Here is a 26,129-nt window from a genome sequence, read left to right on the forward strand (position 1 = left end):
CTGTTGCTATGATTGAGGTTGAATGACTTCCGACAAGTGATGCGAGCGTCGTTAGTTTTGTCGGAAAAAACTTTTGACCATCTTCCTTCAAGTGACAAAATCTGTTGAGACAACCATCTATAATGAGGGACACATTAACATTCGGATGGTGGTGCGACGGTATGAAGAAGGGTAATTCAATATTTGCCCCGTTGAACGAAGGGCAAGCTCGTGTTGGTGAGAAATTGTTACAGGTGAAGTGGATAAACAAAAGTTATGAGGCAGTGTCTAGTAGGAAGTGGGATATTTTACTGATCGGGCTCGCATTTTTGTTAGGTAGAGCAGTCATTCTAGATTCGCTAATGTCATTTGCAGTAGCTTATTTTGCAGTCATCTATTTTATTCGTAAAGATTTGGCACTTATGACAGGTATTATAACGGTACTAGGCAGTTTGTTCGCCGTTACACCAGCACCTTTATGGATTGCATTAGAAATTCTCGTTGTATATTTACTATTTCGTGGATTACAGGCTTATGAACGAGTTGCCATTTCTAAAGTGCCGCTTGTTGTTTTCATAGGGGTATTGCTCGTACAGCTATTCCATACCTCTATTGGAAATTCTTTAGATTGGTATAATCTCACAATGGTGATTGTCGAAGCTGCCCTTGCCTTTATTTTGACGTTAGTGTTCATTCACGCCATCCCAGTCATTACTTTTTCACGTAAATCAGCAAAATTGAAGCATGAAGAAATCATTTGTGTCATGATCCTACTCGCTTGTGCTATGACTGGCACCGTAGGTTGGGTTGTGGAAGGGGTTTCAGTAGAACATGTGCTATCTCGCTATATGCTGCTCATCTTCGCTATTGTAGGCGGTGCACCACTAGGTGCGACGGTAGGGGTAATCGCAGGTTTAATTATCAGTCTTGCTAATTTTAGCGCGGTGCTACAAATCGGTGTGCTTTCATTCGCAGGTTTGTTAGCGGGCTTACTACGTGAAGGTGGAAAGCTAGGGTCTGCATTCGGACTATTGCTTGGTACTTCTATTTTAACGGTATACGTTGGTGGGCAGGGTGAAATATTCACATCGGTATGGGAATCAGCATTTGCTACTTTACTGTTTTTGTTAACACCTAAAGGAATAACGAATGCGATATCGCGGTATATACCTGGCTCGCTAGAAAATAATAAATCACATTACGAGTATGCGAAACATATTCGTAATGCTACGGCAGCACGAGTATTCCATTTTTCAGATATGTTCAAACAATTATCGAATAGCTTCTATCCGAATTACGTAAGTGGACAAGCAGTAAGTCAAGAAGAAAAAGTGGTGCAGTTTATCGATGCCGTTGCGATGCAGAGCTGCCATAATTGCCATAAGCAAAAATCATGCTGGGGTGATAAATTATTTCCAACAAAAAAAATGATGAATGAGATGATGACGAGTATCGAGGCAAGGCAAGGGGGATTACAAAAAGATATCCCACGCGCATGGAAAGCACATTGCAGTCGTGTAGATGAAGTGCTAACTGCGATGAAGCATCAGTATGAACTGTATAATCTCAATTATAAATGGCAACGACAAATTCATGAGCTGAAGGGACTTGTTGCCGATCAATTATTAGGAGTCTCACAAGTAATGGAGGATCTATCGCTGGAAATTAAACGAGAAGGTCAAACGCTGCATGTACAGGAGGAGCAAATTAAAGAGGCGCTAGAAGGGTTAGGTTTATCCATTCAGAGCATCGACATTATTAGCTTAGAGCTCGGTAATGTGGAAATCGAGGTACAGCATAGCTTTGATGGTGGTTTCGAGGAGTGCAGAAAAATTATTGCACCATTACTTAGTGATATATTAGGGGAAAATATTACGGTCCGTAGTGAATCATCATGGTCACAGCATAGTGAGCTGAAGCGAGCAATGTTTGCATCGGCAAAACAATACGAAGTGGAAATTGGTGTAGCAGGCGTAGCAAAAGGTGGCGATCTGTTATCGGGGGATAGCTTTAGTATCGTCGAGCTAGATAGTGGGAAGTTTGCTGTAGCGATTAGTGATGGAATGGGGAATGGGGAACGGGCAAGGCAAGAAAGCAGTGCTGCGCTATCTATTCTTCAGCAACTATTACAATCAGGAATGAATGAGCAGCTAGCTGTTAAATCGGTTAATACAATATTGTTGCTACGTTCTCCTGATGAAACATATGCAACGGTTGACCTTGCGATTATCGACCTCTATTCAGCAGACACAACGTTCTTGAAAATTGGCTCTACACCAAGCTTTATTAAGCGAGGGCAGGAAGTTATTCCGATATGTGCCAATAATTTACCCGTCGGAATTATTCAAGATATTGATGTCGACTTTATTCATATGCCATTATTACCAGGCGATGTATTAATTATGATGAGCGATGGTATTTATGATGCACCGGGATATGCGGTTAATAAGGACTTATGGATGAAGCGCGTCATAGGAGAATTGAAGAGTAATGATCCACAGGAAATTGCCGACTCTTTATTAGAGACGGTCGTAAGATTCCATGATGGGGAGATTGTTGATGATATGACGGTTCTTGTTACAAGATTGGATCGCTATGTCCCAGAATGGGCAACGTTTAAGTGGCCGGGGGTCGCAAAGATCGAAAGAGCACAAATCGTATCGTAGGGAAGTTCAAAAAGTGGACTTTGATAACGATGATTAGGCTAACGTAGCGTATTCGACATCGCATCTGAAGCGAACTTGGCAAGTACGGTTCGCATGTACCAACTACGTACATTTGCGCTTCCGCCTTGCTCAAGTAACGCTCCACCTGCTCGGTTCTTAAAGTCCACTTTTTGAACCTTTATTGTAAGCTTCGGACAATTGACCGCTCATGTACTCGTGCTGAACACATTGCTAGGATTTTGCTTACGATGGCTATACTATGGCAGCGAATGTGAAGCGATTATGAAGCGAACGTGTAAGGATAGTTCAAACAGCAAGCAAAAAAGTTTTTTGTGAGCTCTTGCTAAGTAGCAATCTCTCAAAAAACTTTTTTATTGTCTACTATCTGAATGAGAAATCGCCAATTTCTGAAAATTGGCACTCTAGTGAATAACTAGAGTATAATTAATAGATCCAAGAAATAAGTAGTTTGCTAGGGTTAACTTCCTCTCATTTCGGCAAAGATAGAGCTATATAGTCTTATCTATGTCTGAAATACGAAGACTAGGCTTCTGATCTGCTTTTCACGAGTAGATAACGAAGCGTGGACGAAAAGTTTGAGGAGGTATAGTGATGAAGCAAATATTACTTATTACAGACGGTTGTTCTAATGTTGGGATGAGTCCTGTTGTCGCTGCGGCCCACGCCAAATCCGAAGGAATCTCGGTTAATGTTATCGGAGTAGTGGATCAAGGTGAATTGGGAGAGTATGGTTCGGCCGAAATTCATGAGATTGCTAGAGCAGGTGGAGGATTAAGTAGACTTGTCCAGACGAAGGAGCTAGCGCAAACTGTCCAGATGATGACACGCAAAACGGTTGTACAAACGATTCAAATGGCTGTTCAGAAGGAGCTGCAGCATGTACTCGGTAATCACTCTATAGAGGCATTAGCGCCAGAGAAGCGCAGCGAGGTCGTGCGCGTCATGGATGAGCTTACAGAGACAACAGAGTTGCAAGTCGCATTACTCATTGATGCGAGTGCAAGCATGCGTCCAAAGCTAGCATCTGTAGAGGAAGCTATCTATGATCTTATGCTGAGCTTGCAAGCTAGAGAAGGTAAAAGTGAAATTGCAGTGCTTCACTTCCCAGGTGCGAAGCATCAGGAGGATTGTGTTGTTGATTTGCAATGGACGAAGCATCTTAAAGGGATGCAATCAATTTTTCCGAAGTTGCATATGAGTGGTACAACACCAACAGGTCCCGCGCTTATGAAAGTTATAGAATTTTATACCGAGCAAAGAGCGAAAGCGCCATATGACCGGACAGAAATGGATGGGATAATGGGTGACGACGCTATCTAAATTACCCTTAAAAAAGGGAAATGTTCTTGTAGGCAAGTGGAAAGGTCAACAATATCTTGTAGAAAGATTGCTTGGCGAGGGCGCTAATGGTAAAGTATTTCTAGTCTCTAAAGATTGGAACTGGTATGCTTTGAAAATCGGTGCCAATGCGATCGATCTACAATCTGAAATCAATGCGCTTAAAGCGTTAGCCGGGCGTGATGTGTCAGCTAACGATAATTACTTGAAAGACGTTGATGATTGCATTATGCCAGACGGAAAAGAATATTCTTTCTATACGATGCGCTATGTAAAGGGGCTAGATATTCCTTCTTATATTGAGCAAAATGGGCAAGAGTGGTTTCCATTGCTAGCATTGAATATGCTACGTCGTCTTGGTCAACTTCATCAAGCAGGCTGGATTTTTGGCGATTTGAAGGTGGAAAACATTATTGCTGCGGAATACGGCCATGTTGAGTTGATTGATTACGGTGGTGCAACCAAAATAGGGAAGAGTGTGAAACAGTTTACGGAAATATATGATCGTGGCTATTGGAATAGCGGAACTCGCTGTGCTGACTCAGCTTACGATTTATTTTCATTTGCTACCCTTTGTGTCCAATTGTTTGCCCCACGTAAATTAAGCCAAGCTACGAATGAGTTAATACCGCAAAACCGGTCAATTGAGGAGCTAATGGCAATTGTCAAAACGATTCCTCAGCTTGCGCCTTATGAAGGATGGTTACTTAAGGCATTTCATGGACATTTTCGTGATGGTGAAGAGGCTGCAGAAGCTTGGAGAATGTTAGCACATCGACGGAAAGCTATTGTGAAGTCTAATAAAACGCCGCGTTGGCTGAAGGTGCTCATTACGATATCGGTACTTTCATTATGTACGGTAGCTTCCATAGCTTTATTGGATCTCGGTGGATTACTGAAATAGTTAGATTTGATAACAGAACGAGCCTTCTTGCTACTTAATATTGCAATTTTTGAACATAGGTTAGAAGGAGGTGCATGTTATGGGATTGGTTGAAGAAGCTTGGAATGTAGCGAAGAGTCAACAATTATGGCAACCTAATAGTACAATTGTTGTGGCCGTTTCAGGTGGGCCAGATTCGATGGCATTGCTACATATCCTTCATAGTATCGCATTACGTGACTCGCTCCAGTTGGTCGTTGCTCATGTTAATCATGGGTTTCGACCCGAGGAGTCTGCTGCAGAATATGAGCTAGTTAGACAGGCTGCCAAGCAATTAGCACTTATATGTGAATATACAGAACTAGACATGCCACTTTATTTGCAGGAAAACAGAGGCAATAGCCAAGCGGCCTCTCGACAACGAAGATATGCGTTCCTCTATGAAGTATGTGAACGTCATAATGCCAACTACATTGCACTTGCTCACCATGGTGATGATCAAGCTGAAACGGTACTTATGCATGTTTTACGAGGAACAGGTATTTCAGGGCTAAGTGGTATGGCTATGAAGCGTTCTGAAAAAAACGTGGAACTCATTCGTCCTCTACTTCGTATGAGGAAGGATGACTTGATTGTTTACTGTCACGAGCAGCAAATACGATATGTTAATGACAGTAGTAATGAGCAACGAGATTATTTCCGCAATAAAATTCGACTAGATGTTATTCCTTACTTAGAAACCTTTAATCCGAAGCTAACACAATCGTTAGCACGACTTGCTGATGTAGCGGGAGTTGAAGATGATTGGATGCAGCAACAAGCCAATCAAATGTTTGTAGAAGATGTGAAACATCAAGATCAGAGTATAATAATTAATTGCAAAGTGTTATTAGACGCTCACGTCGCTTTACAAAGAAGATTGATTAAACTAATATTAAGTTATCTTTCTCAAGAAGCAACTAGCATTTCGTTCGAGGGCATAGAGCGAATACGATGGGCTGCAGGAAATATTGCGACATCCACGTATCGTATCGATGTTGGCGAAGGGATCGTATGCGTCCGCGAATACGATATATTGCGCTTTGTACATAGTAATAATTATTCGCTTTTCCAGTCGACAAAAGCTAAGCCACTTATCATTGAACAACAACAGCTACCTTGTATGTTACAATACGGTAATTGGTTGATCTCATGTAAGCTTTACGAAGGCGATGCACAACTGCCGAATCCAGCTTCTAGATATGAAGCGGTATTTGATTATGATACGATTTCGTTTCCACTTACCATTCGTTCCCGATTAACTGGTGACCGAATGAATGTTATAGGGTTAAATGGAACGAAAAAAGTGCAAGATATGTTCGTGGATGAAAAAATCGCTATTTCTGAACGTGATACCTATCCAATCTTGCTCCAGCATTCGAATCAAATCATCTGGCTTCCTGGTGTGCGTAGATCAAGTTATAGCTTAGTCAATGAGCAAACGAATACTTATATTGTGATCACATGCAACAGAGGCAACCAATTTTAAGCTTGATCGATGAATAGGAATGAACTTGATTTAGAAACATAACATAGTTAAGTGTAGGAGGATTTCAGTTGTTAAACGACATTCAAGAAGTGCTATATAGTGAGGAACAAATTTCACAAAAGGTGAAAGAGCTTGGTGAACAATTAACGAAGGACTTTACAGGTCGCAATCCGCTCGTTATTTGTATCTTAAAAGGCGCATTTATTTTCATGTCTGATCTTGTGAAAGAGATCAAAATCCCACTAGAAATCGATTTTATGGCCGTCTCGAGCTATGGCCAATCTACAATTTCATCAGGCGTTGTCAAAATTATTAAAGACCTTGATGTTTCCGTTGAAGGTCGTGACGTGATCATTGTAGAAGATATTATCGATAGTGGTCTTACTTTAAGCTATTTGATCGATGTATTAGAGCATCGCAATGCGGCATCAGTTACTGTTGCAACGTTGTTTGACAAACCTGCTCGACGTACAGTAGATCTTCAGCCCCATTATAAGGGATATACATTACCAGACGAGTTCGTTGTCGGTTATGGCTTAGACTTTGCTGAAAAGTATCGTAATTTGCCATTTATCGGCATCCTTAAGCCAGAAATCTATTCGTAGGACTGGCCAGGCATGTCCTCGATAACAGCTATACGTTGTTATCGAAAGACATGCTATGTTAAAATAATTGAAGCGTCTGAGAGGAGGTAGGGGATGAAACGGTTCATCCGTAATTCAAGTTATTATTTAATTATTTTTTTGGTTACGATAGGGATCTATAATTACATTAGTAAAACAGGTGATACTTCCGAACCTTTGAGATACGATCAGCTAATTACAGCAATCGAATCAGGGAATGTGGCAGAATTAGTTTTGAGGTTTGAAGATCAATCCTACTTTGTAACAGGTAAGTATACACAGGTGCCAGCAGATGTTAGTAGTCAAAGCTTTACATCTCGTGCCGCAACTAGTTCTGTTCCACAACTTGAAGAACTTCGTAATGAATATGGATTCACATTAAAACATGAGAAGATGAAGACACCAAGTTTCTGGTCTAACTTCTTAGTAACATTAATACCGTTCATCTTAATTTTCGTATTGTTCTTCTTCTTAATGAATCAAGCTCAAGGTGGCGGCGGCAAAGTGATGAACTTTGGTAAGAGCAAAGCCAAGCTTTATACGGAAGACAAGAAAAAAGTTACGTTCCAAGATGTTGCAGGTGCAGATGAAGAGAAACAAGAACTTATCGAAGTGGTTGATTTCTTGAAAGATCCTCGTAAGTTCAACTTGGTAGGTGCTCGTATTCCGAAAGGGGTACTTCTTGTAGGACCTCCAGGTACAGGTAAAACATTGCTGGCAAGAGCAGTTGCTGGAGAAGCTGGCGTACCATTCTTTAGTATTTCAGGTTCTGACTTCGTGGAAATGTTCGTCGGTGTTGGTGCTTCTCGTGTTCGTGACTTGTTCGAGAATGCGAAGAAAAATGCACCATGTATTATCTTCATCGATGAGATCGATGCAGTAGGTCGTCAACGTGGAGCTGGTCTTGGCGGTGGTCATGATGAGCGTGAACAAACGTTGAACCAAATGCTAGTAGAAATGGATGGTTTCGGTGCTAACGAAGGTATTATTATTATCGCTGCAACGAACCGTGCTGATATCTTGGATCCAGCGTTACTTCGTCCAGGTCGTTTTGACCGTCAAATTACGGTAGATCGTCCTGACGTTAGAGGTCGTGAAGACGTGTTGAAGGTACATGCGCGTAATAAGCCACTTACAAGTGAAGTAAATTTAGCTACTATTGCGAAACGTACAACTGGATTCAGTGGTGCTGATCTTGAAAACCTTCTGAATGAAGCAGCATTACTTGCTGCTCGTCGTAATAAGAAGGAAATAAATATGGTTGATATCGATGATGCGATTGATCGTGTTATCGTAGGTACAGAGAAGAAGAGTCGTGTTATTAGTGATCGTGAGAAGCGCATTGTTGCTTATCATGAAGCTGGACACACGATTGCAGGCTACTACCTAGAGCATGCAGATCAAGTTCACAAAGTTACGATCATTCCTCGTGGACGTGCTGGCGGATATGTAATCATGCTGCCAAAAGAAGATCGTATGCTTGTAACGAAGAACGAGCTACTAGATCGCGTATGTGGTCTGTTAGCAGGTCGTGTTGCCGAGGAAATCTTCATTGGGGAAATTGGTACAGGTGCATACAGTGACTTCAAGCAAGCTACAGCTATTGTTCGTAGCATGATTATGGAGTATGGTATGAGCGATAAACTAGGACCAATGCAATTCGGTAGCTCGCAGCAAGGTTCTGTATTTTTAGGACGTGACATTGGTCACGAACAAAATTACTCAGATGCGATCGCATATGAGATTGACCAAGAAATGCAAGCGATTATTAACGAATGTTATAACCGTACGAGAGACCTTCTTAACGAGAAGAGCAAAGAGATGCATGCTATTGCAACGACATTGCTTGATGTTGAGACGTTGGAAATCGAGCAAATTAAGTCATTGCTTGAAACAGGTCACTTACCAGCTCCGTTTGCTGGCGGTGCTTCAACTGAAGCGATCGTAGAATCGGAAGCAGCACCAATTATCGATGAGATCGGTGATGTGAAAGTTCGCATTCAACCACGTGAAGATGAAGAGTCTGTAACAGAGCAGGACCCGATTCCGAACAATCCGGTAGATGATGATAACAAAAAAGATTAATTATAATAAATAGCAAGACTGTTCTCTTCAACGGTAAGATTGTTGAAGAGAACAGTCTTTTTGTTTTAATTGAAATTACTGAGCTTTAAAGCGAGCAAATCAGCCTTACATTATTTAAATGTTAAGGAATGATGAACATTTGCTGCTTACTCCATTGACATGACGGGTTAACACATGTAAATTAAATCTTGAATCGTTTATCTTTAATTACTTTTGTAAAATGTATAGGAAGCGACTTGTAGAGTAAGTGCATGAATTCACAAAGTCGTTATTGCTATTGTAAATAGTAACAAAACCATTGTGCATAGAGGAGAGGATCTAGAGTGGAAACATTAGCGCTAGAACGCAAACAAGAACAGAATCGTCAATTGCGTGAACGTCTTATGGAGCTGAAGAAAGAAAGAAATGCAATTATATTAGCACATTATTATCAACGTGATGAAATTCAAGAGGTTGCCGATTTTCGTGGGGATTCGTTTCTATTAGCTCAAAAAGCTGCTCAAACTGATGCTGAAGTTATTGTATTTTGCGGTGTTCACTTTATGGGCGAGAGTGCAAAAATTCTTGCGCCTAACAAAACAGTCATTATTCCTGATGAACGAGCAGGTTGTCCGATGGCGGATATGGTTAATGTTGATGGTCTTCGTAAGCTAAAGGCACAGCATCCTAATGCGACCGTTGTCACATATATTAACTCATCAGCTGAGATTAAAGCTGAAACAGACATTTGTTGTACATCTGCCAACGCATTGAATGTTGTCAATTCTGTAGAAGGTGACGAAGTCATCTGGGTGCCAGATAAAAACCTTGGTCATTATGTTCAACAAAATACAGACAAAAAAATGATTATTTGGGAAGGCTATTGCAATACGCATGATATGCTAACCGTCAAAGATGTAGAAGAAATGAAAGCGAAATATCCTAATGCACAATTTGTTGTACATCCTGAATGTCGTCCAGAAGTAGTAGCGCTTGGAGACTTTGTAGGAAGTACAACAGCCATTTTGAAATATTGTAAAGAATCACCATGCCAAGAGTTTATTGTAGGTACAGAAGATGGAACTGGCTATCAATTACGTCTTGATAGTCCGGGTAAAACATTCAACTTCGCTTCAAAATATTTAGTATGTCCGAACATGAAGGTTAATAATTTGAAAAAGCTTGTGAAATGTCTGGAAACGATGCAGCCTCAAATTTATGTTCCGCCTCATGTGGCTGACCAAGCACGTTTATCATTGGAGCGCATGTTACTTGTAAAGTAACCGTAGAGGAAGTTCAAAAAGCGGACTTTGATAACGATGGGTATGCTTCGTAGGTTACTCGACGTCGAATAGGAAGCGAACTTGGGAAGTGTGGGACTCGTGTACCAATAACGTACACTGGAGTGTCCTCCTTTCTCAAGTAGCGCTCCCTCTTCTCGGCTTTCGAAAGCCCGCTCTTTGAACCTCGATTGGAAGTAGCTGAACGTGCACGTAGAGGAAGTTCGGAGGGTACAACAATGATTCCAAGATACTTAGTGGATATAGATATTCAGAGCTTGCCGGTAGTGGATACTGATGTGATTGTAATCGGAGCAGGAATTGCCGGTTTGTTTACGGCGCTTCGTTCTAGTAAAGGGCAATCTGTTGTGGTGATTACGAAAAAGTCATTGCTGGATAGCAATACTCGTTATGCGCAAGGTGGCATTGCAGCGGTTATATCAGCAGATGATTCACCCGAATATCATTTGCAGGACACAATAGTAGCAGGTGCGGGCCTTTGTGATCATAGTGCTGTGGATGTGCTCGTTCATGAAGGTCCAGAAGGTGTAGAAAATCTAATTAAGCTCGGCACGCAATTCGACGTGGAAAATGGAGAATATGCCCTTACACAAGAGGGAGCTCATAGTCAGCGTCGTATTTTGCATGCCAATGGAGATGCTACAGGATTTGAAATTGTACGTGCTCTTTCTGAGAAGGCAATTGCCAATGCTAATATTGATGTATGGGACAATCATTTCGTTATTGATCTCGTAACAGACAAAGGTATTTGCTATGGAGCGATTGTCCAGAAAAGCAATGGAGAGCGATTATTTTTACGAGGCAAAGCTACAGTTCTATGCTCTGGCGGTTCGGGTCAACTCTATCGCTATACAACGAATCCAGAAGTTGCTACGGCAGATGGTGTTGCTATGGCATATCGTGCAGGTGCTAATATACGTGATATGGAGTTTATTCAATTCCATCCCACATCGCTATGTTACCCTGGTGCGCCACGCTTCTTAATTTCAGAAGCTGTTCGTGGTGAGGGAGCCTATTTACGAAATATTAAAGGCGAACGTTTTATGGACAAATATCATGAACAATTAGAGCTTGCTCCGCGAGATGTTGTTGCTCGTGCCATCGTAAGTGAGATGGAAGAGAGTAAATCTACTTTCGTATATATTGATATTACGCATGAAACTGAAGAGAAAATCAAGCATCGTTTCCCAACGATCTATAAATATTGTTTGGACTATGGTTTAGATTTAACGACCGATTGGATTCCTGTTGCCCCTGCCATGCACTATATGATGGGCGGAGTCGAAACTGACTTGAATGGAGAAACTAATATTTCTCGTTTGTTTGCTTGTGGCGAAGTTTCATCAACAGGCGTACATGGTGCGAATAGATTGGCAAGTAATTCTCTTTCCGAAGCTATTGTTTTCGGTAGACGTATTGTCGACCGTATAGCGTTATTGTCATCACTTACAGGGGTGCCGAATACGAGCTTCATTGGTGATCGCCATATCCATGCGATCCAGCCTGTTGTGGAACGCCGCTTGAAGCTACAGAAAATTATGGTGCGTTATGCTGGTTTGAAACGTAATCGCGAAGGGCTGCAAAAGGGATTAGATGAATTAATGCGACAAGTTACTATTTTCAATACAGAACTTACGGAGCGTGAAGAGTTCGAATTTGCGAATATGTTAACTTGTGCGTTACTCGTTACGGAGTCAGCGCTTTTCAGAGAAGAAAGTCGCGGTGGACATTATCGAGAGGATTTCCCGAATCGTGATGATGAACATTGGAGCAAGCATACGGTATTGAATTGTGAAACTGGTCAATTTGAGGAGTGGATCACAAATGTTTGAGTGGACAAACGGCGGATACGATTATGAACTGAAGCAATTGATACGTAGTTGGTTAGCAGAGGATATAGGTAGTGGAGATATTACGACAGAGACAACAATACCTGTAAACTCGATATCTAAAGCCGTCATTCATATGAAAGAACCAGGAATTATTGCAGGTATTCCGATTGCTCGACTTGTATTTGAAGTAGTAGATACATCATTAATATTTAACGCGTTAGTTGAAGATGGTGATTCTGTTGATAAAGGCACCGTCATTATTGAAGTTGAGGGTAGTACGAGAAGCTTGCTTACTGGAGAACGACTTGCTTTGAACTTGATGCAAAGACTTTCAGGGATCGCAACGAAAACGAATAGCTTTGTGCAAGCGTTGCAAGGACTACCGACAAAACTTGTTGATACACGAAAAACAACACCTGGTCATCGTATGCTTGAGAAATATGCGGTACGTATAGGTGGGGGTTATAACCATCGCTTTGGATTGTATGATGCTGTTATGATTAAAGATAATCATATTAAAGGAGCTGGTAGTATTACAGCTGCTGTTGCATCCGCACGCCAGCAAATTCCGCATACGATGAAAATTGAAGTGGAGACCGAATCGATGGAGCAAATTCAAGAAGCTATTCATTGCGGGGCGGATATTATTATGCTCGACAATATGCCGGCTGCAGCGATGAAAGAAGCAGTTGTATATATTAAGGAGCGCTCTTCACATGTTATCGTTGAGGCTTCTGGTAACATTACACTTGATACGATATATGATAAGGCAGCATCGGGTGTTGATGTCATATCTGTTGGTGGTTTGACGTATTCTTTTCAAGCCTTAGACATTAGTCTAGACTTGAATGAGAAGAAAGGTGGAACTATCGCGTGATTTTAGTTATAGATGTCGGCAATACAAACATCGTACTTGGTATATATAAAGGGAAACAATTATTGCATCATTGGCGTATTAGTACGAACCGTTCTGGAACAGTTGATGAGTATGGAATTATGATTCATAACTTGTTTCAGTATGTCGGCATAAGCTTGCAACAGATTGATGGGGTTGCCATATCGTCGGTTGTTCCGCCATTAATGGGATTGCTGGAGCAGCTATGTGCTAAGTATATGAAGAAGGCACCACTTATTGTCGGACCTGGTGTGAAAACAGGACTTAACATTCGCTATGAAAATCCACGCGAGGTGGGTGCTGACCGTATCGTTAACTCTGTTGCTGCGATAGAGAAGTATGGCGCTCCATTGATCGTTGTTGATTTCGGAACAGCAACGACGTTTGATTATATTGATGAAGAGGCAAGCTATATTGGTGGAGCGATTGCTCCAGGAATTGGAATTTCGACAGAGGCATTGTATCAGCAAGCAGCCAAATTACCACGTATTGAGCTGACGAAACCGAAAAGCGTTGTAGGGCGAAATTCAGTAACCTCTATGCAAGCGGGTATTATTTTTGGTTATGTTGGACAAGTTGACGGTATTGTTAACCGTATCAAAAAAGAATTTAATGTAACACCTAAAGTTATTGCAACGGGTGGATTAGCGGAATTGATTTTTGCTGAGTCTGAAACGATTGAAGTCGTTGATCCTATGCTAACGCTTGAAGGATTACGTTTAATCTATGAACGCAATCAGGAGGGATAGTTATGACAGAACAATTGAAAGACATTCTCGTTCGCGGCACGGCATGGGGTGGTAAGCTACGTGTATTTGCGACACGGTTGACTAATATTGTACAGGAAATGCAGACGCGTCATCAGACCTATCCAACGGCAACAGCAGCGTTAGGAAGAACAAGTGCAGTTGCTGCGATGATGGGAGCTATGCTGAAGGGCGAGGAACGTCTTACGATTCAAGTAAAGGGCGACGGTCCAATCGGCAATGTTGTCGTTGATGCGAACACTTATGGCGAAATTCGAGGCTACGTTGATTATCCACAAGCACATCATGCAAGCAACGAGCGCGGCAAGTTGGATGTGGCAGGTGCTGTAGGTACAACAGGATTTATTTATGTAACCAAAGATTTAGGAATGAAAGAGCCGTATAGTGGAAGTATACCTATTATTTCAGGGGAGCTTGGTGAAGACTTCACTTATTACTTTGCTGTATCCGAGCAGACGCCTTCCGCTGTTTCAGTAGGTGTATTAGTAGATGCTGACAATTCAGTGCTTCATGCAGGTGGGATGATTGTCCAAGTGCTACCTGGACTTAAAGACGAAGATTTGACGAGATTAGAGCATGCTATCGCGGCATTGCCCCCCGTTACAACTTTGCTTGAACAAGGTGAAACACCTGAAGGTATTATTCGCTCGTTAGTTGGAGACGATTTCGTCATTCATGAAATTATGGATTTGCATTTCCAATGTAAATGCTCGGAGGAGCGTGTAAGTGCAACGTTGTTAAGTGTCGGCGCGGACGAACTACAAAGTATGATTGATGATACTGGAGAGGCAGAGCTTGTATGTCATTTCTGTAATGAAAAGTATCATTTCAACAAAGAGAAGCTAGTGGAACTTAGAGATGAAGCAAGGTCTTAAGTAAGGATAGTAGAATATGAAAAAATATGATGTATTGAAGCTTGTAGTTATTATTCAAGCGGTAGGCATGTTCGCTCTAGCTAGCTTTGCGATTTGGCAGCTATGGCCTAACTTGCAGGGCAAATCAGCCGAACTTGAAGGATCAATGATCGAAGACGATAGAAATCGAATTGACGATGAGATTGTCGCCGTGGTAGCAGATAAAAATATAATAAAGCAGCAGCTTATTGATGAGTTGATAGAACTATACGGAGATCAAGCACTGCAGCAATTACTGCTGCATGTAACGATTGAGCTCGCTGCACAGGAAAAAGGGATTATGCTTACTCATAGTGAGCTAGAAGCAGCGATTAGTGAAGCTTCTAGCGGATATGAAAGCAAAGAACAATATTTTCAGATGATGAAGGAGCAATTAGGGCTTTCACAGAAAAGAGTAATAGAAGGTATTCAAGACCATGAATTACTAGTCAAAATCGCGATCTCTGATATTGAGGTTAGCGAAGCAGAAATTACTGCTTATATCGAAAGTCATCCAGAGCAATTTCAACAAAAACAGCAGTTTCGTCTAAGCTGGATTCTTACTGAAAACGATAGTGAGGCCAATTATGTGCTTAATGAGCTTACGCAAGGGGCTGATTTCGCCGCGACGGCATCACAATACTCTATAGATATTTACTCTGCTGAAATGGGTGGAGACTTAGGTGAAATTGAATACAATGATCCGTTTTATGATCAAAGCGTGCTGGAAGAAGCCTCGAAGATGCAAGTAGGTGATGTCGTTGGTCCGATTCGTACAGCGGACGGCTATGCGATATTGTATTTAGCTGGAAGGAACATACCTGAAGGACTAACGAAAGAACAGCGACAACAAAAAGCTAAGGTAGAAGTTGCTCTACAAAAAGTTGGATCTTTGATCGATGTACAAGAGCAGTTAATGAATCAGTACGCAAGCGGAATTAAAAAATAAGGGGTAGTTCAAAAAGCGGACTTTGATAACGATGATTAGGCTAACGTAGGTTATTCGACATCGAATATGAAACGAACTTGGAAAGTACGGTTCGCATGTACCAAACACGTACATTTGCGCTTCCGCCTTTCTCAAGTAACGTTCCATCTTCTTGGTTCTGAAAGCCCTCTTTTCGAACCCTCATTGGAATCGGTAGTTCAAAAATCGGATTTTAATTCGAAGAGGTAGTTTGAAAATGTTTCCATTATTTGATAAAACCTATTGACAAGATAAGGTTTTCATTGATAATATAATAATCAAAGCCAACTAATCTAGTCGGAATAAGGAGGGTTCATTGTTATGGCAAGAATTGTACAGAGCGTAACTGATCTTATCGGAGATACACCACTGGTGCGTTTGAATCGTTTGGTACCTGAAGGTAGTGCAGAAATATATGTGAAACTTGAGTATCAAAACCCAGGCGCAAGTGTAAAGGATCGTATTGCAATTAGCATGATTGAAGTTGCAGAAGCAGAAGGTCGTATTAAACCAGGAGATACAATCGTTGAACCAACAAGCGGTAATACTGGTATTGGTCTAGCACTTGTTGCAGCTGCAAAAGGCTATAACGCTATTTTTGTAATGCCAGAAACAATGAGCATTGAGCGTCGTAACCTACTTCGTGCGTATGGTGCAAGTCTTGTACTAACGCCTGGCTCTGAGGGTATGAATGGTGCAGTTCGCAAAGCTGAAGAGCTTGCTGCTGAAAACCCGACGTACTTTATTCCGCAACAATTCAAAAACCAAGCAAACGTGAAAATTCACCGCGAAACAACTGGTCCTGAAATTATTGAAGCGATTAATTCTCTTGACGGTAAATTGGATGCCTTCGTTGCTGGTATCGGTACTGGTGGTACAATTTCTGGTGCAGGCGAAACACTTAAAGGTGCATTCCCTAAAATCAAAATTGTAGCCGTTGAACCTGCGGGCTCTCCAATCCTTTCTGGTGGTAGTCCAGGTCCTCACAAAATTCAAGGTCTTGGTGCTAACTTTATTCCAGACATCTTGAATCGTGAGATTTACGATCAAATTATTACAATTGAGAATGAGGATGCATTTGATCATGCTCGTCGCGCTGCGAAAGAAGAAGGTATTCTATGCGGAATTTCTTCTGGTGCTGCAATTTCTGCTGCATTGCAAGTTGCCAAAGAGCTTGGCACTGGCAAACGTGTAGTAGCAATTATTCCAAGTAATGGTGAGCGTTACCTAAGTACTCCACTTTTCAACTTTGATAATTAATAGTAAGTAGTAAGTAAGTAGAGGAGCTGCCTTGCGTTATGACGCTTGGCTAGTCCTCTACTTTTTTGTGTATATTACGAAAATACAACTCCAACGGCATATGTAGAATAGCGAATGATCATCCAAAATGCTTTATTTTTCGAGTAGGTTTTTGTATACTAGGCGAAAGTAGTTAGAACGGAGGAAGTTAGCATGCTAACCTCAGGGGAAACATGGTTACAATGGCATAAAGAGAAGCAGTATACGATATTACCTTATATAAAGCGTGTAGAGTTAGATTGGTCCCAGCAAAGCTATGTACCATCTTGGGGTGGAGTATGGCAAGATGCTTCCCCACATGCATTTGTATTAGAAAGTGGTAAAGTAGGTCGCTATACGTACTTAGGTATTTCGCCAGAAAGTTTAATATATGGAACAGATGAAATCGCTCGTACGATTTCTTATTACAATACTGATGAACAGGCGCAAAATTGGGAAGAAATTCATGGAAAACCATTAGAGGTTGTTCGTGAGTGGATGAAGCCATACAAAAGTCCATATGTTGCAACTGGTCCAAAGTTCAGCGGAGGATGTGTTGGCTTTTGGGGATACGACGTTATTCGTAGCATCGAAAAATTACCTCGACTAGCTAAGCGAGATATCGAAGTTCCTGATTACTTGTTCATGCGGATGAATGAGGTATGGGTGTTGGACCATCAGGAACGGTGCGTTTACTGTGTTGTACATCGACCTATTTCTGATGAAATGGGTGAAGCGGAACTGCTTCACACGTATGAAGCAGCTGCAGGGCATGCAGAAGGAATGGCGGATTATTGGCTAACGTGGTTTGAAGGCGAGCAGCAGCGTGCACAGGATGAAGCGGAGCGTGAACGGAGGCTTGCTCATATTGAGCAACAAAGTCTACATATTGATGTGGAGAGTATTACAGGAATCTATTCTCCATTTGCTAAGCAAGAATTTATCCAGGCAGTAGAGAAAATTCAAGATTATATCGCACAGGGCGATGTGTTTCAAGTGAATTTGTCACAACGTCAAAGTAGAGCGGTGCAATCAACCGCTGCAGAATTATATGAATGGTTGAGGTTGTTCAATCCATCTCCATATATGGGTTATATTACAACTCCTCATTTTCAAATTGTATCTGCATCACCAGAGTTGCTAGTGGAGCAACATGGTGGCAAATTAGCAACGCGCCCGATTGCAGGAACACGTCGCAGAGGTCGTACAGAGGAAGAAGAAGCATTATTCGCCGAAGAGCTAATGAACAATGAGAAGGAAAAGGCTGAGCATATTATGCTCGTTGATCTTGAAAGAAATGATCTAGGTAGAGTTTCTGCTTATGGTACAGTCAAGGTAGAAGAACTTATGGTTATCGAACGCTATTCGCATGTTATGCATTTGGTATCACAGATTGAAGGTGAGCTGGCAAGCGGCAAAGATTGCTTTGACGTTATTGCAGCAACATTCCCAGGCGGGACGATAACAGGCGCTCCGAAAATCCGAACAATGGAAATTATCGAAGAGCTTGAGCCAGTGACACGCGGACCGTATACAGGCTCAATGGGCTGGATTGATTATAATGGCGATATGGAGTTCAATATTATTATTCGGACCATGGTTATTGAGCAAGATGAGGTTCATATTCAAGCAGGTGCAGGGATTGTGATTGACTCTGATCCTGAGCGTGAATATGTTGAGTCGTTGAGTAAGGCGAAAGCTCTCTGGAAAGCAATCCAATACGCCGAAACCTTTCCGTCGTGATCACGCGGTAACGCGCTGTAGTTGATTCGGCATCGAATATGCCCTCCATCGAAAGCCAACCATAAGCTTCCGATGTATGTTTCTTTCAGAAACATTGAATGTGCTCACGTACACAAAACGTACGCTGTGCTACTCGTTTTCGCTGAAGGTCATCTTCTCGGTGCTGACGTCGGAAAAATGCTCACGAAGTAGAGCATCTAGTATTGCGCTGTAGCTTAAGAGCTTGCGGGTAGTGCTTCGAAGGAATTGAGAGTTATTCTGCCTCGAATATAGGCTTTGCCTATGTGTTCGATGGAGTTTGGCAATGCTGCGGAGCACTTGATGGTAACTCTTCCGAGAATATGGGCGTTGCCCATGAGTTCGCTGGTGCTTGATAGATTTTAGTTTGTCATTATACATTGTGGGAGGGATTACTATGATTCTGGTTATTGATAATTATGATTCATTTACTTACAACTTGGTGCAATATTTGGGTGAGCTCGGTCAGGAAATTGTTGTTAAACGTAATGACGAGATTGATATGGCTGGCATCGAGGCGTTAACTCCTGATCACATTATGATCTCTCCTGGTCCTTGTTCTCCGAATGAAGCGGGGATTAGCTTAGAGGTTATTGAGCATTTTAAAGGGATTATCCCGATTATTGGAATATGCCTTGGTCATCAATCGATCGGTCAAGCTTTTGGCGGTGAGGTTGTTCGTGCGGAGCAATTGATGCACGGTAAAACTTCGCAAATTCTTCATGATGGCAAATCTTTATTCGATGGACTACCATCGCCATTTACGGCAACAAGATATCATTCCTTGATTGTACGCCGAGAGTCATTGCCTGATTGTCTTGAGATTACTGCGGAGACGGAAGCGGGAGAAATTATGGGGCTACGTCATAAGGAGTATCCGATTGAAGGACTACAGTTCCATCCAGAATCGATCATCACTGAGCATGGCTTACGTATGCTTAGCAATTTTTTGAAGCTAAGCGTAGCGAAATAGTTACTCGGTCACTTATGGAGATTAGATAATGAAAATATATATAAATGGACAAATGACGAATGCGAAAGAAGCTATGGTCTCAGTGTATGACCATGGCTATTTATACGGTCTAGGTTTGTTTGAGACTTTTCGTACCTATGGTGGGCAAATTTTCCTGCTAGAGCGGCATGTGGAGCGTCTTGAGACTGCTAGCCAATACCTTGGTATTAAGTTATCAATAACTTTAGGACAATTGCAGCGTATCGTACAATCGCTATTAGAAGCTAATGCATTAGAAGATGGCTATGTAAGAGTAACGGTTAGCGCTGGTACAGGTGAACTTGGATTGCCTACGCAAGATTATAATGAACCAACCGTTGTTGTGATGGTGAAACCAATCGGAGATCCGACGTTTGAACAGTGGCATAAGGGGAAAGCATTACAGTTATTGCAGACGGTACGTAATACGCCAGAGGGTCCATATCGCTTCAAATCACTACATTACATGAATAATATTATCGCTAAACGTGAGTTGCTAGCGTTAGGTGAAGTGACGGTTGCTGGTGCAGAAGGTTTGATGTTAACGAATAAAGGTTATATTGCAGAAGGTATTGTTAGTAATTTGTTTTTCGTCAAAGATGAGAAGATCTACACGCCCCATCTGGATACAGGGATTTTGCCAGGTATTACGCGGGAGTTCGTAATGCAATTGGCAAAGCAGCAAGGATTTACAGTTGAAGAAGGATTGTATACATTTGCAGAGCTATGGGAAGCTACAGAAATTTGGATGACCAATTCCATTCAAGAGCTTATCCCGATTACTTCCTTACTGGATGCAGCAGGTCATATGAAGCAGATCAGCGAAGGAGTAGCGGGTCATTACTGTCAACAGCTTGCAGCAGCTTATCGCGCTACGATACAACGAAAAGATTGAAGGTGAAGACATCATGGTACAACCGGTATTTTGGACAAGAAATTATTTACTAAGTGGACATGTTCCTTTGCAATTAGGACAGCGGACGCTAGTGATGGGAATATTGAATATAACGCCAGATTCTTTCTCGGATGGTGGTAAGTATACTTCTGTGGAGCGAGCACTTCAGCATGTAGATCAGCTTGTTGCCGATGGTGTAGACATGATCGATATTGGTGGAGAATCGACAAGGCCTGGTTTTGTTCCGGTGACGATAGCCGATGAGATAGCCAGAGTGATACCTGTCATTGAGGCGATACGCCAAAAGTATCCGCTAGTTCCACTATCGATTGATACGTATAAGGCAGAAACAGCAAAGGCAGCATTAGCAGCGGGAGCACATATTATTAATGATATTTGGTGCTTGAAATATGATCCTGATATGGCTTATGTGGCAGCGGAATATCGTTGCCCTGTAATACTGAATCACAATCGTACTGATGCCAATGAGGAATATGGCATTGAGGAAGTGATTGCCGATTTACTGGAAAGTGTACATATTGCCATTGATGCAGGCGTTGCACATGATCAGATCTGGTTAGATCCAGGAATCGGGTTTGCCAAAACGTATGAGCAAAATTTAGAAATTCACGCGAGATTAGCTCAATTAAATGCGTTAGGATATCCTGTACTCTTAGGAACCTCACGCAAAAAGTTTATTCGTGAAGCATTGGCTATGACCGTAGATGAAATTGCAGAAGGCACGATTGCTTCTAATGTGCTTGGAATTACGCAAGGCTGTCAAATTGTGCGCGTGCATGATGTCCGTGCAATGAAGAAGGCGGCGCTGATGACAGATGCACTATTATATCGAATACCACAATACAAGGAGTAACAGTAATGGATAAAATGCAATTAAAAGGTATGCGTTTCTATGGTTATCATGGTGTGTTTGCAGAGGAAAATCGTCTAGGTCAACAATTCATAGTTGATCTTGAACTAATAATGGATATGCAACAAGCTGCTCTTACCGATGAATTACAGCATGCGCTTGACTATTCCGAGCTACACGGCTTTGTACAAGAGATTGTAGAAGGTCCGCCATTCAAATTAATTGAAGTATTAACGTCACAAGTTGCTTCCCAAGTGTTAGAGCATTATACTAATGTGCATGAAGTTACTGTACGTGTTACGAAGCCACATCCGCCATTTAAAGTGGAGTTTGATGGTGTAACAATTGAAATGAATAGAAAGCGAGCTTCTCATGACTAATTCAGTAACAGCTATGACGGCATATATTGCCATGGGTTCAAATGTGGGTGATCGAGAGCATTGGTTACGCCAAGCCATCGATACGCTTGATCGACACGACGCAATCGAAATAACTAAAGTATCAAACATATATGAGACTGATCCTGTAGGATATACGGAGCAACCGTCTTTTCTTAATATGGTTATTGAAGTGCGTACGACATTAGCTGCACCGGCATTATTATTAGAGCAATTGGCCATTGAACAACAGTTAGGCAGAGTAAGAGAAGTACAATGGGGTCCTCGCACTATTGATTTGGATTTGTTATTATATGATAATGTTTCATTGGAGTCAGAATTATTAGTGTTGCCACATCCTAGAATGATGGAGCGGGCATTTGTGCTAGTTCCACTCCATGACGTGTTATCTAAGGTGCATCTTCTATACAACGAAGTGAAGGGTATTGCCGAAGAAGCGCTGCGATTGAGAAAGGAAGGCATTACACTATGGACAACGATCAACTAGCTCAGAGAGTCAGGGCATTTCGTAAATTAAAAGGTTTCACACAAATCGAGCTTGCTGAAGAACTGGGAGTATCCGTTGCAGTTCTAGGTTCACTAGAACGTGGTACTAGACGGAATGATCCCAAGTTACTGAAGTTGATAGCCAATACATTAGATATTAGTTATGAAGAACTGATTACAATTCGAGAGGGGTAAGGATCTACATGCTGAAAATCGGAGACATCGAGATGAAAAATCAAGTAGTGCTGGCGCCGATGGCAGGCGTGTGTAATCCAGCCTTTCGTCTTATTGCCAAAGAGTTTGGTGCAGGACTTGTATGTGCTGAGATGGTAAATGATAAGGCGATCCATGGATGTTATACCGTACGATTCAGTAGTTAACTACGGGAGAATTAATAAGCGATCCATCGCCGCGTGAAAAGCTTGAAGTTGCAGTTCTGCATATGGACCGCCTGATCGCGTTACGTAATGAGTCTGTAGCTGTACGTGAAATGCGTAAGCATCATATGGCATGGTACATGAAGGGCTTGCCAGGAGCAGCTCGTGTGAAGGATAAAATTATGGAAGAAACAAATCGCGATCGTCTAGTGGGAATATTAGAAGAATACGTTATATCATTGGATGAAGTCGAGTGGACTACACAAACTTAGCGACGATTATAAATGAATGATATGGAATGAAATATTCGTTAATACCGTATGAATCGACAAACTTCTACACGATTCTTCGGGGGAATGTTTACTAAATAAAATGATTTCATACATCTGATTGACATATCATTCATCTATGCCATATAATCTTGCAATATAAATCTTAGTTCATAGGATATTCAAAAGCTCGCTTAACATCACGAAGTGAATTCAAGTCGTTAGTTTGACTTTCGTTACGGCGATCCAACGTTTTGAATGTTGAAAATACACAGAAATATATTAAGGCGAGCATCATCAAATTAATTTGCAATATATTAAATAATCAGTGAATTCATATCTACGTATGAAAATAGGTCACATGATAGGAGACATGGAAAGATGAATGATAAGGAAACAATTCTGACTCAAGCTGGATTGAAGAAATACGAGGATGAGTTAGAAACTCTAAAGTCTGTCAAACGACGTGAAGTAGCTGAACGAATTAAAGTTGCTATTGGTTATGGAGACATTAGTGAAAACTCCGAGTATGAAGATGCAAAAAACGAACAGGCTTTTATTGAAGGTAGAATTATTACTTTAGAGAAGATGTTGCGTAATGCAAGAATTATTAATAACGACGAGATTGGTATAGATGTCGTAAGCGTTGGTTGTATCGTTGTGGTAGAGGATCTGGAGTTCGGCGATCAAACGGAATACTCGATTGTAGGAACGGCGGAGGCTGATCCATTCGAGAATAAGATTTCTAATGAAAGCCCACTCGGTAAAGCAATGCTTGGTAAAGATAAAGGAACAGTCGTTGAAGTGAACGTTCCAGCCGGCAATATTCAATATAAAATTGTAGATATTAAAAAATAAGGTATACTTAGTTCATTAGAAAGCTTCCCTTAGGAAGCTTTTTGAACGTTTACCGCTAGATTCGAGGAGATGAATACATTGGAAACAGAAAATAATGTCCAAGAGTTAAGTGAATTGCTACAAATTCGTCGCGACAAATTAGATTCACTAAGGGAGCTTGGAGTAGATCCATTTGGCAGCAAATTCGAACGCACGCACAATGCGAAAGAAATTTTAGATACTTATGCTGAAGTGGACAAGCCAGAACTAGAGGTAATGGGAATTCCAGTAAGTATCGCAGGTCGTATTATGCAAAAACGTGGAATGGGTAAAGCAAGTTTTGCTCATCTTCAAGATCTAACAGGTCGTATTCAAGTTTACGTACGTAAAGATACAGTAGATGAGATTAAATTCGCTGCTTTTGACATGCTTGATATCGGTGATATCGTAGGTGTTAGAGGTACAGTATTTAAAACAAATACAGGAGAAGTTTCTATTAAAGTGCTTGAAATTGAAGTGCTGACTAAATCGTTACTTCCACTACCTGATAAACATCACGGTTTGAAAGATGTTGAACTTCGCTATCGCCAACGTTATGTTGACTTGATTATGAGTCCTGATGTCCAACAAACTTTTATTGCACGTTCAAAAATCATTCAATCTATGCGTCGCTATTTAGATTCTCTAGGTTACCTAGAAGTTGAAACACCTACATTGCATTCCATTGCTGGTGGTGCAGCGGCACGTCCGTTTATTACACATCACAATGCATTGGATATGCAGTTATATATGCGTATTGCAATCGAATTACATTTGAAACGTTTAATCGTTGGTGGTTTAGAGAAAGTATATGAGATTGGACGCGTATATCGTAATGAAGGTATGTCTACTCGTCATAATCCTGAATTTACAATGATTGAATTGTACGAAGCGTATGCGGACTACAAAGATATTATGGCTTTGACGGAAAATATGATTGCACATATCGCGCAAGAAGTTCTTGGAACAACGAAAATCATGTACCAAGGTGTTGAGATTGATCTAACGCCACAGTGGCGTCGTGTAACAATGGTTGATATCGTTAAGGAAGTAACAGGTGTTGACTTCAGTGTGCATATGACTGATGAAGAAGCACACGCATTAGCGAAAGAACATAAAGTTGCTGTTGAAGTTCATATGACATTCGGTCATATTCTCAATGAGTTCTTTGAACAGTTCTGTGAGGAAACATTAATTCAACCTACATTTGTAACGGGGCACCCAGTAGCTATTTCACCATTAGCTAAGAAAAATGTTGAGGATCCGCGCTTCACAGATCGCTTTGAGCTATTTGTTGTCGCACGTGAACATGCCAATGCATTTACAGAGCTTAATGATCCGATCGATCAACGCGAGCGTTTTGAAGCTCAAATGACTGAGAAAGAGCAAGGTAATGACGAAGCGCATGAAATGGATGATGATTTCATCCGCGCACTTGAATACGGAATGCCTCCTACGGGTGGGCTAGGTATCGGTATCGATCGTCTAGTTATGTTGTTAACAGATGCACCTTCTATTCGTGATGTACTGCTATTCCCTCATATGAGAGAACAAAAAACACAAGAATAGTTATATTTTAAGTGCAGGTTCAACAAATCTACTTTCTGAACAACCTCTTTTTATAGAAGCTTTACATCTTATTAATTTCGAAGATGTAAAGCTTTATCTATATATAGTTATAAGAACGATAAGCATCAGCACATCTAGTGCTAAATAAGGTATTGTAAAAAGAAATGAAAATAACTTAAGAAAAGACTTGCATTCCATTAGGCCGCTATGGTATATTATTTCTTGTCGCCGCAGAAGATTGCGAGACACACGAAGAAAACAAGACGAGCTTCAAACTTACACAATGTAACGAGAAACTCACTTGAATTTCTAACACGAAGATAACATGAACGCAAGTTCATCGCATACCTTCCTTGAAGAATTTCCGAGCACAAGCTCATCGAAAAACTTCTTTGATCTTTGAAAACTGAACAACGAGTAAGAACTGCCATTAACAATTTCACCCCGTGAAGTTGTTAATAACAAGCGAAACAAATTGAGCAAGTCAAACACCTTAATGGAGAGTTTGATCCTGGCTCAGGACGAACGCTGGCGGCGTGCCTAATACATGCAAGTCGAGCGGAGTTTGAAAGAAGCTTGCTTCTTTCAAACTCAGCGGCGG

24 protein-coding genes, 1 rRNA gene and 1 pseudogene are annotated in these 26,129 nt (G+C 41.3%); 24 read left to right on the forward strand and 2 right to left on the reverse strand.

Annotated features, from left to right (window positions below):
• Positions 1-161 precede the first annotated feature (161 nt).
• Positions 162-2,645 carry a stage II sporulation protein E gene (spoIIE, locus tag AC1TPB_RS21685; RefSeq protein WP_482078409.1) on the forward strand — a complete coding sequence of 828 codons (2,484 nt, stop codon included), beginning with the start codon at positions 162-164 and terminating at the stop codon, positions 2,643-2,645.
• Between the two features lie 38 nt (positions 2,646-2,683).
• On the opposite strand, the gene AC1TPB_RS21690 is transcribed toward spoIIE, so the two are convergent.
• Positions 2,684-2,812 carry a hypothetical protein gene (locus AC1TPB_RS21690; protein ID WP_482078410.1) on the reverse strand — a complete coding sequence of 43 codons (129 nt, stop codon included), beginning with the start codon at positions 2,810-2,812 and terminating at the stop codon, positions 2,684-2,686.
• Positions 2,813-3,257: 445 nt separating this feature from the next.
• Here AC1TPB_RS21690 and AC1TPB_RS21695 point away from each other — a divergent pair, with 445 nt between their 5' ends.
• The 11 genes from AC1TPB_RS21695 to AC1TPB_RS21745 all read left to right on the forward strand — a co-directional run bounded on the left by AC1TPB_RS21695 (position 3,258) and on the right by AC1TPB_RS21745 (position 15,739).
• The gene (locus AC1TPB_RS21695) at positions 3,258-3,986 is read left to right on the forward strand and encodes a vWA domain-containing protein (RefSeq protein ID WP_482078411.1); all 729 of its coding nucleotides are present in this window, start codon (positions 3,258-3,260) and stop codon (positions 3,984-3,986) included.
• Positions 3,970-4,908, forward strand: coding sequence for a protein kinase domain-containing protein (locus AC1TPB_RS21700; protein ID WP_482078412.1), 939 nt, complete (start codon positions 3,970-3,972; stop codon positions 4,906-4,908). Before AC1TPB_RS21695 ends, AC1TPB_RS21700 begins: the two co-directional genes overlap by 17 nt.
• A 79-nt stretch (positions 4,909-4,987) precedes the next feature.
• Complete coding sequence (tilS, locus tag AC1TPB_RS21705) at positions 4,988-6,415, forward strand: tRNA lysidine(34) synthetase TilS (protein WP_482078413.1); 1,428 nt, start codon at positions 4,988-4,990, stop codon at positions 6,413-6,415.
• A 68-nt stretch (positions 6,416-6,483) separates the two neighbouring features.
• Positions 6,484-7,020: a hypoxanthine phosphoribosyltransferase gene (gene hpt, locus AC1TPB_RS21710; protein WP_482064620.1), complete on the forward strand. Its 537-nt coding sequence runs from the start codon at positions 6,484-6,486 to the stop codon at positions 7,018-7,020.
• Between the two features lie 93 nt (positions 7,021-7,113).
• Entirely contained in the window at positions 7,114-9,123 is a 2,010-nt protein-coding gene (gene ftsH / locus AC1TPB_RS21715; protein ID WP_482078414.1) for an ATP-dependent zinc metalloprotease FtsH, read from the forward strand.
• 323 nt (positions 9,124-9,446) lie between these two features.
• Positions 9,447-10,385 carry a quinolinate synthase NadA gene (gene nadA / locus AC1TPB_RS21720; RefSeq protein WP_482078415.1) on the forward strand — a complete coding sequence of 313 codons (939 nt, stop codon included), beginning with the start codon at positions 9,447-9,449 and terminating at the stop codon, positions 10,383-10,385.
• A 236-nt stretch (positions 10,386-10,621) separates the two neighbouring features.
• Positions 10,622-12,235, forward strand: a complete 1,614-nt coding sequence (nadB, locus tag AC1TPB_RS21725) for an L-aspartate oxidase (protein WP_482078431.1) — start codon at positions 10,622-10,624, stop codon at positions 12,233-12,235.
• Entirely contained in the window at positions 12,228-13,112 is an 885-nt protein-coding gene (gene nadC, locus AC1TPB_RS21730) for a carboxylating nicotinate-nucleotide diphosphorylase (RefSeq protein ID WP_482064624.1), read from the forward strand. The genes nadB and nadC overlap by 8 nt, the downstream gene beginning before the upstream one ends.
• A complete protein-coding gene (locus AC1TPB_RS21735) occupies positions 13,109-13,879 on the forward strand; it encodes a type III pantothenate kinase (protein ID WP_482078416.1) in 771 nt (256 codons plus the stop codon). Before nadC ends, AC1TPB_RS21735 begins: the two co-directional genes overlap by 4 nt.
• Positions 13,880-13,881: 2 nt before the next feature.
• Entirely contained in the window at positions 13,882-14,772 is an 891-nt protein-coding gene (hslO, locus tag AC1TPB_RS21740) for an Hsp33 family molecular chaperone HslO (protein ID WP_482078417.1), read from the forward strand.
• A gap of 16 nt (positions 14,773-14,788) precedes the next feature.
• A complete protein-coding gene (locus AC1TPB_RS21745; protein ID WP_482078418.1) occupies positions 14,789-15,739 on the forward strand; it encodes a peptidylprolyl isomerase in 951 nt (316 codons plus the stop codon).
• A 40-nt stretch (positions 15,740-15,779) separates the two neighbouring features.
• Here AC1TPB_RS21745 and AC1TPB_RS21750 read toward each other — a convergent pair whose 3' ends face one another.
• Positions 15,780-15,923 carry a hypothetical protein gene (locus tag AC1TPB_RS21750; protein WP_482078419.1) on the reverse strand — a complete coding sequence of 48 codons (144 nt, stop codon included), beginning with the start codon at positions 15,921-15,923 and terminating at the stop codon, positions 15,780-15,782.
• A 155-nt stretch (positions 15,924-16,078) separates the two neighbouring features.
• Between AC1TPB_RS21750 and cysK the strand changes: the two genes are divergently transcribed.
• From cysK to AC1TPB_RS21810, 12 genes and pseudogenes are all read left to right on the forward strand, one after another.
• Entirely contained in the window at positions 16,079-17,017 is a 939-nt protein-coding gene (gene cysK / locus AC1TPB_RS21755; RefSeq protein ID WP_482064628.1) for a cysteine synthase A, read from the forward strand.
• A 192-nt stretch (positions 17,018-17,209) separates the two neighbouring features.
• Positions 17,210-18,778: an anthranilate synthase component I family protein gene (locus AC1TPB_RS21760; protein ID WP_482078420.1), complete on the forward strand. Its 1,569-nt coding sequence runs from the start codon at positions 17,210-17,212 to the stop codon at positions 18,776-18,778.
• A 415-nt stretch (positions 18,779-19,193) separates the two neighbouring features.
• On the forward strand, positions 19,194-19,769 hold the full coding sequence (pabA, locus tag AC1TPB_RS21765; RefSeq protein ID WP_482078421.1) for an aminodeoxychorismate/anthranilate synthase component II: 576 nt from the start codon (positions 19,194-19,196) through the stop codon (positions 19,767-19,769).
• Between the two features lie 28 nt (positions 19,770-19,797).
• Positions 19,798-20,682, forward strand: a complete 885-nt coding sequence (pabC, locus tag AC1TPB_RS21770; RefSeq protein WP_482078422.1) for an aminodeoxychorismate lyase — start codon at positions 19,798-19,800, stop codon at positions 20,680-20,682.
• A gap of 13 nt (positions 20,683-20,695) precedes the next feature.
• Positions 20,696-21,556, forward strand: coding sequence for a dihydropteroate synthase (folP, locus tag AC1TPB_RS21775; protein ID WP_482078423.1), 861 nt, complete (start codon positions 20,696-20,698; stop codon positions 21,554-21,556).
• Positions 21,557-21,561: 5 nt separating this feature from the next.
• Entirely contained in the window at positions 21,562-21,933 is a 372-nt protein-coding gene (gene folB / locus AC1TPB_RS21780; protein WP_482078424.1) for a dihydroneopterin aldolase, read from the forward strand.
• Entirely contained in the window at positions 21,926-22,438 is a 513-nt protein-coding gene (gene folK, locus AC1TPB_RS21785; RefSeq protein ID WP_482078425.1) for a 2-amino-4-hydroxy-6-hydroxymethyldihydropteridine diphosphokinase, read from the forward strand. The genes folB and folK overlap by 8 nt, the downstream gene beginning before the upstream one ends.
• Entirely contained in the window at positions 22,420-22,632 is a 213-nt protein-coding gene (locus tag AC1TPB_RS21790) for a helix-turn-helix domain-containing protein (RefSeq protein ID WP_482064635.1), read from the forward strand. Before folK ends, AC1TPB_RS21790 begins: the two co-directional genes overlap by 19 nt.
• An 8-nt stretch (positions 22,633-22,640) precedes the next feature.
• Positions 22,641-23,086: pseudogene (locus AC1TPB_RS21795) on the forward strand (tRNA-dihydrouridine synthase).
• Between the two features lie 378 nt (positions 23,087-23,464).
• Complete coding sequence (greA, locus tag AC1TPB_RS21800) at positions 23,465-23,941, forward strand: transcription elongation factor GreA (RefSeq protein ID WP_482078426.1); 477 nt, start codon at positions 23,465-23,467, stop codon at positions 23,939-23,941.
• Positions 23,942-24,010: 69 nt separating this feature from the next.
• Complete coding sequence (lysS, locus tag AC1TPB_RS21805) at positions 24,011-25,528, forward strand: lysine--tRNA ligase (protein ID WP_482078427.1); 1,518 nt, start codon at positions 24,011-24,013, stop codon at positions 25,526-25,528.
• A 493-nt stretch (positions 25,529-26,021) separates the two neighbouring features.
• A 16S ribosomal RNA gene (locus AC1TPB_RS21810) occupies positions 26,022-26,129 on the forward strand; the annotation flags it as partial.

The organism is Paenibacillus sp. Y951, assembly GCF_056786395.1.